Origin of the sequence: Alteromonas sp. S005 (assembly GCF_036864475.1) — a bacterium.
Taxonomy (GTDB): domain Bacteria; phylum Pseudomonadota; class Gammaproteobacteria; order Enterobacterales; family Alteromonadaceae; genus Alteromonas.
This window is the reverse complement of sequence record NZ_JAZETN010000001.1, coordinates 284282-296437: the sequence shown is the minus strand read 5'-3', so window position 1 is coordinate 296437 and position 12156 is coordinate 284282. Positions and strand designations below refer to the sequence as shown.

8 protein-coding genes are annotated in these 12156 nt (G+C 45.4%); 3 read left to right on the top strand and 5 right to left on the bottom strand.

Features of this window, described 5'->3' with window-relative positions; translation table 11 throughout:
* The first annotated feature begins 402 nt into the window (after positions 1–402).
* The 3 genes from tal (at position 403) to V7R55_RS01215 (ending at position 3565) form a co-directional block, all read left to right on the top strand.
* Entirely contained in the window at positions 403–1362 is a 960-nt protein-coding gene (gene tal, locus V7R55_RS01225) for a transaldolase (RefSeq protein ID WP_071815767.1), read from the top strand.
* Between the two features lie 14 nt (positions 1363–1376).
* Entirely contained in the window at positions 1377–3026 is a 1650-nt protein-coding gene (gene pgi, locus V7R55_RS01220) for a glucose-6-phosphate isomerase (RefSeq protein ID WP_334056652.1), read from the top strand.
* 362 nt (positions 3027–3388) lie between these two features.
* On the top strand, positions 3389–3565 hold the full coding sequence (locus V7R55_RS01215) for a DUF3545 family protein (RefSeq protein WP_012519516.1): 177 nt from the start codon (positions 3389–3391) through the stop codon (positions 3563–3565).
* A gap of 75 nt (positions 3566–3640) precedes the next feature.
* Here the strand turns inward: V7R55_RS01215 and ung are convergent, their stop codons facing one another.
* From ung to V7R55_RS01190, 5 genes are all read right to left on the bottom strand, one after another.
* Positions 3641–4312 (bottom strand): uracil-DNA glycosylase, encoded by a 672-nt coding sequence (gene ung / locus V7R55_RS01210; protein ID WP_334056650.1) that lies wholly within the window; start codon positions 4310–4312, stop codon positions 3641–3643.
* Positions 4312–5595: a threonine synthase gene (gene thrC / locus V7R55_RS01205; RefSeq protein WP_334056648.1), complete on the bottom strand. Its 1284-nt coding sequence runs from the start codon at positions 5593–5595 to the stop codon at positions 4312–4314. The genes ung and thrC overlap by 1 nt, the downstream gene beginning before the upstream one ends.
* 64 nt (positions 5596–5659) lie before the next feature.
* Positions 5660–6604 (bottom strand): homoserine kinase, encoded by a 945-nt coding sequence (thrB, locus tag V7R55_RS01200; RefSeq protein ID WP_334056647.1) that lies wholly within the window; start codon positions 6602–6604, stop codon positions 5660–5662.
* A gap of 121 nt (positions 6605–6725) precedes the next feature.
* Positions 6726–9191 (bottom strand): bifunctional aspartate kinase/homoserine dehydrogenase I, encoded by a 2466-nt coding sequence (gene thrA / locus V7R55_RS01195; RefSeq protein ID WP_334056646.1) that lies wholly within the window; start codon positions 9189–9191, stop codon positions 6726–6728.
* Between the two features lie 394 nt (positions 9192–9585).
* The gene (locus V7R55_RS01190) at positions 9586–12135 is read right to left on the bottom strand and encodes an excinuclease ABC subunit UvrA (RefSeq protein ID WP_334056644.1); all 2550 of its coding nucleotides are present in this window, start codon (positions 12133–12135) and stop codon (positions 9586–9588) included.
* Between the last annotated feature and the right edge of the window lie 21 nt (positions 12136–12156).

Here is a 12156-nt window from a genome sequence, read left to right as displayed (position 1 = left end):
AACTCTCGCTGAGTGGGTAATGATCTATGCGGAATGGTATTACAGTATTGTACCACCTGATACGCTTTAAAAAGCAAAATGGCATAAGAAAGACGTAAATTGGCTTAACAGAGAAATCCGATTAGCGAATTTGTCATTATTCAATGTATGAATTGTCACACGGGTTTGATATAAATAGCAGTACAAAAGAATATTCAAACAATAAGTCAGATGCATCTCCTAGATGTTTGTCTTGATGACCAAAGCGCTAAATTTTTTTTGCCTCGTTCCTTAGTGGAATACGTATTTTGCAAAAAGAAAACAAAAGCGCGAAGCCCTACACACGCGCAAGCGAATCGTTTTATTCAACTGGCTTTTCCAGCGAGTTGTCCAAATTTATTTTGATAAAGAACAGAGAGAATTATGAGCAATCAGTTAGCTTCATTACGTGATATCACTACCGTAGTTGCCGACACGGGCGACATCGATGCCATTAAAAAGTATCAACCAGTCGATGCCACAACTAACCCGTCGCTACTTTTAAAAGCGGCTGGTCTTCCTCAATATGCAAGCCTAATTGATGATGCTGTTGCATGGGCAAAACTTCAGTCAAACGACGCCGACCAGCAGCTTACTGATGCCGCAGACAAACTAGCGGTAGCGATTGGTAAAGAAATCTCTGCAACGATTCCAGGCCGAATCTCGACTGAAGTAGACGCACGCCTATCGTTTGACACTGCCGCCACTATCGAAAAAGCGGAGCGTTTGGTTCAGCTATACGAAGACGCGGGTATCGATAAGTCACGCATTCTTATTAAAATTGCCTCTACTTGGGAAGGTATCCAGGCAGCAGAGGAACTAGAGAAAAAAGGCATTCAGTGTAACTTAACGCTTCTATTTAGCTTCGCCCAAGCACAAGCTTGTGCAGAGGCCGGTGTTTATCTTATCTCTCCATTCGTAGGGCGCATTTTAGACTGGTACAAAAAAGCGACGGGCACTGAGTCATACGCACCAGACGAAGATCCGGGCGTTGTATCAGTAACCAAAATTTACAACTACTACAAAGAGCATGGCTACAACACCGTAGTAATGGGCGCGAGCTTCCGCAACATTGGCGAAATTCAAGCGTTAGCGGGTTGTGATCGTCTTACCATCAGCCCTGCACTTCTGGAAGAACTGGCCAATGAACCAGGCGAATTAGAAGTTAAGCTTAAAGACAATGGCGCAACGAAAACACCAGGTGACCGTTTAACAGAAAGCGAATTCCGCTGGGCAATGAACGAAGATGCAATGGCAACAGAAAAACTTTCTGAGGGCATCCGTAACTTTGCGGCTGACCAGGAAAAGCTAGAAACCATGCTACGTGAAAAACTAAGCGCATAAGGGTTATTGAATCAATGAGTGTTTTAACATCACTTCCTGAATGGAAAAAGCTATCTGAACTTGCTTTATCGGTTAAAGATGCCCACATGCGCGATTGGTTTGCAGAAGATGCAAGTCGCGCTGATAAGATGCAGCTTGAAGCCTGCGGTATTTTTCTTGATTACTCGAAGAACCGTGTAAATGATGACGCGCTTAAAGGACTTTTCGACCTTGCCCGAGCGTGCAAACTAGAAACCCTTCGCGACGCGATGTTTTCTGGTGAGCAGATTAACTCAACGGAAGGTCGCGCTGTGCTTCACACCGCACTTCGTAATTTCTCAGACCGTAAAGTACTGGTAGATGGCGAAGACGTAATGCCTGAAGTGCATGCTACGCTTGCAAAAATTGAAGCGTTTACTGCATCGGTTCACAGCGGTGAACACAAAGGTTACACCGGCAAGCCTATCAAGCACATTGTGGCAATTGGTATTGGTGGTTCGTTCCTTGGTCCTAAGATTATGACTGAGGCACTCAAGCCGCATACTGTTGACGCAGTGAAGGTTCACTTTGTTGCCAACGTTGACGGTTGCCACATTCACGATGTGCTATCTAGCGTAGATTTTGAAGAAACTTTGGTGGTCATGTCATCAAAGTCGTTCTCTACCCAAGAGACGCTGCAGAACACGTTAACGGCTAAAGACTGGTTCTTAAAGTCTGGCGGTACACAAGAAGATATTGCTAAACACTTTGTAGCAGTATCATCAAACGTTAAAGCAGCGACTGAATTTGGTATCAGCGCCGATAACATTTTCCCTATGTGGGACTGGGTAGGCGGTCGTTACTCTCTATGGTCGGCTATCGGCCTGCCTATTTCACTTGCTCTTGGCTTTGAAAACTTTAAGGGCTTGCTTGACGGTGCGTTTGAAATGGATACTCATTTCACGACGGCTCCGCTTGAAGAAAACATGCCTGTTCTACTTGCTCTTTTAGGTGTGTGGTACAGAAATTTCTTTGATGCACAATCTCATGTGCTACTGCCTTATTACCACTATCTTCGCGGTTTACCTGCTTATGTACAGCAGCTAGATATGGAAAGTAATGGTAAAGAGGTCACGCAAGAAGGTGAAAATGTAGACTATCCCACTGGCCCTATTATTTGGGGTAGCGAAGGAACAAACGGTCAGCACAGCTTTCACCAGCTTATTCACCAAGGCTCTGGCGTTATACCAGCAGACTTCATGCTGCCCCTTAACGTTCCTAATCAGGACGACACGCACCACGCTATGCTCGCGTCTAACTGTTTTGGTCAGACCCAAGCACTAATGCAGGGTAAAACCTTTGAAGAATGTTACGCAGACCTTGACGGTAAAGGTTTAGACGACGCAGAGCGCAAGCGTTTGGCTGCTCATAAAACCATGCCTGGTAACAAACCTAGCAACACCTTCTTATTCGATAGCCTTACACCTAAAACACTTGGCGCGCTGGTTGCAATGTATGAGCATAAGGTATTCGTTCAGGGTGTTATCTGGAACCTTAACTCATTCGACCAATGGGGCGTAGAGTTAGGTAAAGTACTAGGAAACCAAGTACTTGCAGGCATTCAAGGCGAAGCGGGTGAAGATAATTTCGACGCTTCAACACAACAATTGATTGCTAAATTCAGAACAGCGAATGCACCAAAATAAGGAACTCGAGGTGATTTAAAATCACCCACCTGGTGCAAATAACAAACTGAACGGCTAGCTTTTTCGGAAGCTAGCCGTTTTTTGTTGCGGTATTCATCGATTATACGACAGATACTTTCGATATCCGTAGCACTGTATTATTGATTACTAATAAAACAAATAGGATCAAATACATACAGTTATTGTTTACGCTTTAAACACACTGAGCTTTCCTTACCCTTGTCATCATATCGTCACAATTTGTTAATAAAAGGTAAATTAAACTATTTTATTTTAGTGGCGGCTGTGATACAAAATTGTACAGAGGGAATTAAAAACAAAAAACTCTGTATTAGTTGTAGTGGTATAAAAAGGAGATCCCAGTGGATAAATCAGATCTATTTGCCATGTTAGACATCGAAGCAAGCCCAGCAAAAACCAAAAGCAAAAAACGTAAGTGGAGAGAAATCGAAGCGCTACAAGATCGCTACAAATTAGAAAAAGAACTTGCCGAACTCGACTGTGGTTTTGAGTACGAGCTAGAAACACTGGAAAGATAAAACAAAGGCCGCCTGTTACACAGGCGGCCTTTTTACTTTCTAGCGTGCTTTAGGTGTTAAACGTATAAGCTAATGCTATACCTGCCAGTTGATAGGCGCTTTGCCCTTTTCAATTAGGTATTGATTAGCTTGGCTGAAGTGCTTACACCCTAAGAAGCCTCTATGCGCTGATAGCGGTGACGGATGGGGTGCATGTAAGACGTGGTGTTTTTCACGGTCTATGTGCTTACCTTTCTTTTGCGCGTGACTTCCCCACAAAAGAAATACTACGTTGTGGCAGTGCTCGTTGACGACATCGATAACCTTATCGGTGAAGGTTTCCCAGCCCCATTTAGCATGGCTATGTGCTTTCCCCTGCTCAACTGTCAATACAGTATTGAGCAAGAGAACGCCTTGTTCTGCCCAAGGTGTAAGTGTTCCGTGGTTAGGCTCGCTAAAACCGTCTATATCGACTGACAATTCTTTGTACATGTTCTTCAGAGATGGCGGCGTTTTAACGCCCGCTTTTACTGAAAAACATAGTCCGTGTGCTTGATTAGGTCCGTGATAGGGATCTTGCCCTAAGATCACGACTTTTACTTTATCAAGCGGTGTGTATTTGAGTGCATTAAACACGTCGGACTGGGGCGGGTAGATAACACTACCCGCTTCACGAGCGTTTTTCACCCGCTCAAGCAATTCAACAAAATAGTCTTTTTGTTTTTCATCACCTAGCGTGCGTTGCCATGTTGATGCAGATGATGTCATTACTTCAGCAAATCCATCATGTGCTGTTTAAGCGCATCGTAAGACGCAGGTAAGTCTACCGCTAGGCTGTCTTCGCCCGCTACGTCAGCCAACGCTTTAGGTAGGCTAATAGGATTACCTAACACGTTTTCTACTGTCTCTCTGAACTTAGCTGGGTGGGCCGTTCCTAAGAACAAGCCTATTTCACCCTCTTCTAAGTCGTGGCTTACTGCGCGATAGGCAATAGCGGCATGTGGCTCGCTGGTATAGCCTTGTTGCGCTAGTTGACGCATAGCAAGCTGGGTATACTCTTCGTCAACCATCTCACCTTTAAGACACGTTTTGTCGATGTAACCACGCTCAATAAGCGCCTCAATACGCGGCCAGTTATTTGGTTGGCTAACATCCATTGCATTAGACATAGTTGCAACGGTCGCTTTAGGGTCCCACTCGCCGGTTTTAAGGTAGCGAGGCACAGTGTCGTTTAGGTTAGTTGCCGCGATAAAACGCTTAATAGGCAGGCCTAAAGATTTGGCTATCATGCCTGCAGTCAGGTTGCCAAAGTTACCGCTAGGTACTGAAGTAACAAGTTGGTCACGCTTCTCTTTAGGCAGCTGACTTACCGCTTCAAAGTAATAGCAAACCTGAGCTAGCAAACGGCTGATATTGATTGAGTTTGCTGAATTTAAGTGAAGACCTTCACGCACATCAGGATCGTCAAATGCAGTTTTAACCAAGGATTGACATGCATCAAAGTCAGACTCTACAGCCACGGTATGAATGTTTCCGCCTAGCGTAGTAAATAGCTTTTCCTGAAGCGCGCTAATCTTACCTTTAGGGAATAAGATAACCACATTGATGTTATCGATACCATGGAACGCGTGAGCAACAGCGGCACCTGTATCACCTGATGTTGCTGTTAGAATGGTGACTGGCTTGCCTTCGCTGATCCGTGAAAGGGTTTGCGCCATAAAGCGGCCGCCAAAATCTTTAAACGCCAGCGTTGGACCGTGGAACAGCTCTAAGCTATAGACATTATCATTAACCTGCTCAACCGGTGCACCAAAAGCAAATGCGGTCTGAACAATTTCTTCTAGCTCGCCATTATTAAGCTCATCGCCGATAAGCGCGCGTAATATTTCAATACTGCGCTCTACAAATGGCTTTTCTAACAGTTCGTCAATATTATCTAGAGTGGGAATATGCTCTGGAAAATAAAGCCCTTGGTTTTTACCTAAGCCCCGCTTAACGGCTTCAGCAAAATTTGCTGTGTCCGATGAATCTTTTAAATTTACCAATTCCACTTGCTGTTACCTTTATAGTTGGGCAGATAGGCTGCCCTTTTAATCTTTTAAAAATCACTGTGCTTTAAGAAATTACCGTACCCAGGCTTGGTATTTGGCACACATGGCTAAAGCCATCTTCGTTTTGAATGTAGTTCGCGGTTAAATATGCTGCGACTTCTTCCGCTTGCGCCTTGCTTGGACATACAGCAAACACCGTAGGCCCCGAACCCGAAATGCCAAAAGCTAGTGCTCCAGCTTGCTCGCTAAACGCGCGAGCTTCATCAAAGCCTGGCAGTAACGATTTTCTGTAAGGCTCGGCAATAACATCTTTCATTACCGACGCCGCCAAGTCAAAGTTACCTGCATGCAGTGCGTGTACAAACACGCCAAGTTGCCGACCAAAGGTCAGCGCCGTCGCCATATCCACCTGTTTAGGCAAGATGTCACGCGCTGCCGCCGTAGATACGCTAATACCTGAATAGCAAACGGCATAGTACCATTCGTCGTTTAAAGGCAGCGACAGCGTGACCGGCGCATCGCTACCTGTCATTAACGTCATGCCACCTAAATAACAGGGAGCAACATTATCGTAGTGAATACTACCGCTTATTTGGCCTTCTAATTCGCCCATCATAATAAGCAACGTATCTTTATCAAATGGCGTATCGAAATAAGCATTGAGTGCAGCAAACGCTGCCACAATAGAGCTTGCGCTTGAGCCTAGACCACTACCAATAGGTAGGTTTTTATGTAGCGTTAGTGCAACAGGAGACGTTGGCTTCCCCGCTTTTTCCATCTGCTCACAAAAATAGTGGTAGCACTTAGTGACGATATTGCTATCTGCATCGCCAGGAAGTTTATGAGCAAAGCGCCCTACTGTTTCTAATGAAAATGATTCTGCCGCTTTTATTTCAACTTCATCACCAAGCTTAGTGCCGTCAACTGGGGCAAGCGCTGCGCCTAATACATCAAAGCCTAGGCTTACATTTCCAATTGAAGCTGGCGCAAAGGCCGTTAATGCTTTCATATTATTTCTCTTACTTCGCTTGCGACTTAACGCGATAAATCACTGGCCTAAGTCGCACCTTCGAGTTTCTTACTTTAACCGCTTATTCATTACGCTAAGCAAGCTAAGCGTTGTTTAGCCCTTAGTGCGCCATTTGTTTCCACGGCATAGTACGCAGAATGTCAGCAAACACACCAGCAGCAGTTACCGTACCACCTGCACCATATCCTCTTATTACATAAGGAATTGGGCTGTAGTAGTCACTATTAATAGCCAGCGCATTTTCGCCATCTTTCACTTGAGAAAGCGGATTACTAGCCGGCACGGCCTGCACACTAACCTTGCACTTACCATCTTCAATGCTGCCAATATAACGAAGTACTTTTCCTTCAGCTTTAGCCGCTTCAACTTTTTCATTCACTCCTGCATCTAACTCAGGTAGCTGCTGCATGAACTCGTCAATGGAACAGTCTTCTGCAAAGCCTTCTGGCAGTACAGACTCAATTTCAATATCAGATAGCTCTAACGCTAAATCAGCTTCACGGGCCATAATAAGTAACTTACGGGCAACGTCCATGCCGCTTAAATCGTCGCGAGGGTCTGGCTCGGTAAAACCATTGTCTTTGGCAGTTTGTGTCGCTTGCGACAGGCTCATGCCCTCGTCAAGCTTACCGAATACGTAAGATAAGCTGCCTGAAAGAATACCTTCAAACCGGTGCAGTACATCACCTGCGCTGAATAGTTTTTGTAAGTTGTCGATAACAGGGAGACCCGCGCCCACTGTCGTCTCATAAAGGTATTGACGGTTTGTAGCAAGTGCCGTTTTACGCAGCTTCCGATAATAAGACATAGCGGAAGTGTTAGCTTTTTTGTTAGGCGTCACTACGTGGAAGCCACTTTCCATCATATCTACGTACTGATTAGCAATGGCTTCATGGCTAGTACAATCAACAATGACTGGGTTGACCAAACTGTTATCGTTTGCGAACTGATGCAGACGCTCTACACTCAATCCCTCGCTTGCCGATTCAAGCGCAGACTTCCAGTCACCACTTAAATCAATACCTTGACTGTTTAACAGCAGCTTTCGGCTATTGGCAATACCATAAACGCGCAGCTGAATATTGCGTTTTAAAAGTGCCGGCTGCTGCTTCTGAATTTGGCCTAGTAGTTCGGTTCCTACATTGCCACACCCCACTAGGAATACGTCTATGGTATGGCGATCAGAGAAAAAATTCTGGTGAATGACCTTTACTGCTTTCTTTGCACGCTTACTTTCAATTACCGTCGAAATGGAGCGCTCTGAAGAGCCCTGAGCAATAGCTACGTTGTTCACTCGTGCTTGCGCCAACGAGTTAAAGAATCGCGCTGCCAATCCTTTAGTTTGACGCATACCGTCACCAACCAAAGTAACAATGGCCAAGTCATGGCGCACTTCAATAGGGTCCAGCAGCTGGTTTTGTAGCTCTAGCGCAAATGCATCTTCAAGTAGCGTTAATGCGCGGCCTGCGTCTTTGCTTTGAATACAAAAACTGATCGAGTATTCCGAAGAGGACTGGGTAATAAGGCTAATTGAAATATTGGCGTTAGACATCACCTCAAACACACGACTCGCCATGCCAACCATGCCTTTAAGACCAGGGCCTGCCACGTTGAACATAGTGACATTATCAAGCTGTGAAATACCTTTAACCGACGTCCACACTTCACTTTTTTCATTACTGATCAGCGTACCAGGGGCTGCAGGGTTTAACGTATTTCTGATCAAACAAGGGATGTGGTGTTGGGCAATAGGGCCGATTGTTTTCGGATGAAGCACCTTTGCACCGAAATAAGACAGTTCCATCGCTTCTTGATAGGTAAGCTTATCTAGCAGTACCGCACCTTCCACTTGGTTGGGGTCAGCGTTATAAACGCCATCTACGTCTGTCCAGATTTCACAGCAGCTTGCGTCAATACAGGCCGCCAAGATAGCCGCTGAATAGTCAGAGCCATTGCGTCCTAGGGTTACTTTTTCGCCTGCTTCGTTTACAGCAACAAACCCCGGCATGACAAGAAATTCACTACCATCGCTAGGCACATCTGAAAAACGCGCTTTGCTTAACGATACGTCAGCAATACTGTCTAGGTAATCGCCCTCGGCAAGCACATATTTAACAGGGTCGATAACGCGATTTGCAATACCTTTGGCAGATAGCATAGCGCTAAATAGCGTCACCGAGATGTATTCACCAATACTTAGAATACCGGCAGCAACATTATCAGGTGCAACACCAAGCAGCTTAATACCTTCAAGGTGCTGCTTTAATACCGATAAGTGACTACTGATAAATTCCACCACGCTTGCGTGCTCAAACCCGTCGAGCTCATCGTTCAGGTCGTTGGCAATGCCCGTAACCGTATCGTTCAACTTATCGAATAATGGCTGGAAATCTTCACCCGCGGCTGCTTGTTCACAAAGTAGTGAAAGCGCGTTCGTTACCCCCTTTGGGGCAGAAAGTACAACCGCAGCACCGTCGGTTTGGTGGGTCGCCGTGCTAATTTCCATAACGCGCATGTATCGCGGTGCATCGGCTAGAGAAGAACCCCCAAACTTTAAGACTTTCATATGCTGCTCCTTAAGGTTACGCATGCTAAAACGTGTGTAAAAAAAAGCCCGCTCTGTGTTAGGCGGGCTTTCGTTGTCTTTTGCTTACTTGCACTAGTCAGCGACCGCCCTTTTTAAGGTGGTAATTAACATAATGGTGGTGCGAGTAAGTAGAATCTTTTTCATACAAGCAATTTGCCGTATAGACGTCTATAAGTCAACCGCAGTTTTCACCACACTGTATTGCAAAATATGAAACACTCTTTAATTAATATTTCTTTTTAAGGTACACACAGGAAATTAAGCAGTTTCTTAGCTGGCTTGCTAGTACTTAGATAGCTGTACTTAGGTAGCTTTAAACAACTACTTATTTCTAAGATCGTTCAAATAGAACTCATTCAGTAAATACCCTTCTTCAGGCCAAACTCGCCTTCAAAAATGGGGCTGTTGCACTTTGTTGAACCTTAGCAACGCCCTCTGGGCTACCTTCAGCAACTATTTCTCCTCCCTCATCACCAGCGCCCGGCCCCATATCTATAACGTGATCGCAAGCCCCAGCCACCTGCATATTATGTTCAACCATCACTACCGTATTCCCTGCTTCAACTAAGCTGGTTAAATGCTGCACAAGTAGCGAAGTGTCTGAAAGGTGCAAACCTGTTGTAGGTTCATCAAGGACGTATAGGGTATTAGCATTTTGAGCACGTTTAAGTTCTGATGCTAATTTAATGCGCTGCGCCTCGCCGCCTGATAACTCAGTGGCACTTTGCCCAAGGGTTAGGTAGCCAAGCCCTACATTCATTAACGTTTGAAGTCCCCGCGTAATGACTTGATTGCTGTTAAATACAGATAGTGCTTCTTCAACCGTAAGCGATAATATATCAGCGATAGAATGTTCGTTGTAATCAACTTCCAGTACTTTATCCTTGAATCGCTGACCGTTACAAACGGTACAGGGCGAATAAACACTCGGCATAAACAGTAGTTCTATCGATACCACACCTAAGCCTTCACAATGTGGGCATCGTCCTTTTGCGACGTTGAACGAAAAATGACCCGCATCGTACCCACGGGCTTTCGCATCTTCGGTTGAAGCAAATAAACTTCTGATTTGGTCAAATATGCCGGTATAGGTTGCCAATGTTGAACGAGGTGTCCTGCCGATGGGAGACTGATCTACCACAACTATACGACTTAACTCATCAAGCCCGCTTTCAACATAGCCTTGCTGCGGCTCAGTTTCATGAGAAAAAGCGTCTTGAGCAAGAAGTGAATTGGCGTCAGTAAGCAGTTCTTTCGTTTCTCTCGTTTCTATCGTTTCATTCGCTCGCATCCCTTCTTTCTCAGCAGAGTTCAAACCATCTTTGACTAACTCAACTAATGCTTGGCTAATTAAACTCGACTTCCCAGAGCCAGAAACGCCAGTGACACAGGTCATCACACCAAGTGGAATATCAATATCAACATGGCTGACATTATTTCTGGACACGTCTTTTAAACGCAACACCCCTGATGATTTACGTTTTATACGCTGGCTTAGGGCTTTATTGTTAAAAACATAGTCTGCCGTTGGGGAGTTTTTTATGCTTGCTAGTTTGTTAACCGGCCCACTATAAACAAGCTCACCGCCGTTCACTCCCGCCCTCGGCCCTACGTCTACAACCCAGTTAGCGCCTTTGATAACATAAGGGTTGTGCTCGACAACAAGCAGCGAATTTCCCGTTTCGGTAATATTGTGAAGCGCGTGAATGAGCCCTTCTACATCGCGAGGGTGAAGACCTGATGAGGGTTCATCCATCACAAAGACAACACCAAATAAGTTTGATTTAAGCTGAGTCGCCAGACGCAATCGCTGTAGCTCGCCTACTGAGATACTTGTCGTACTTCTATCTAACGAAAGGTAATGAAGCCCAAGCGCTATTATGGGCCTCACTCTTTCAATAATGTCGCCCGTAATATTGCGTATTACCTGACCACGCTCTGAAGTATCGTCGTTGACTGAATTTCTTAACGCCTGAAGCTTTTCGTGAACTTGCTGTAATGGCAGCCTTGAAAAATCAATAATATCTAAGCCATCAACTTTCACTGCCAGCGCATTTTGCTTAAGCTTTTTTCCACGGCAAACCGGACATGCTTCAACAGATATGAAGGGAGCGATTCGCTGCTTCATTTTCTCTTTTTGAGACGTTTTGAAGGTATCAAGCACATGACGCCGCGCGCTGATAAACTTGCCATTGTAGCTGGCAGGTTCACCTTCTTGTTGCGCTTTACGGGTTTGCGCTAGATTATAGTTTCGATAGACAGGTAACTGCGGCATTTCGTCAGTGTATAGGATCCAGTCGCGCGTTTTTTGAGGCAGTTCACGCCATGGAATATCCACATCAATATCTAGCGATAACAGTACCCTAACGAGGTTTTTGCCCTGCCACGCGCCAGGCCACGCTGCCACAGCGCCCTCCCGTATAGTCAGGCTATCATCGGGTACAAGGCGATGAGCTTGTGTGTCGAAAACTTTACCAATACCGTCACAGTGTTCACATGCACCTTCAGGTGTATTAGGAGAAAACCCGTCTGCGTAGACAATGTTCTGCCCTTCGGGATAATCCCCGGCCCGGGAATAAAGCATTCGCAGACTATTAGATAGCGTGGTGATACTGCCAACGGAAGAACGAACTGAAGGTGCGCCGCGGCGCTGGTGCAGACCGACAGCGGGCGGTAAGCCTTCAATTGCGTCTACGTCAGGTTTCTCCACCTGCTCAATTAACCGTCTGGCATAAGGTGATATTGAATCTAAATAGCGGTGCTGAGCTTCTGCGTAAAGCGTACCGAAAGCCAAAGAAGATTTTCCTGAGCCAGATACACCGGTAAACACCACCACTTCATTTCGTGGTATATCAATACTGATATTTTTTAAGTTGTGTACACGGGCACCGCGTACCTGAATTTTTCCCTCATCATTGTGCACTTCATCACCTGCATATCACCT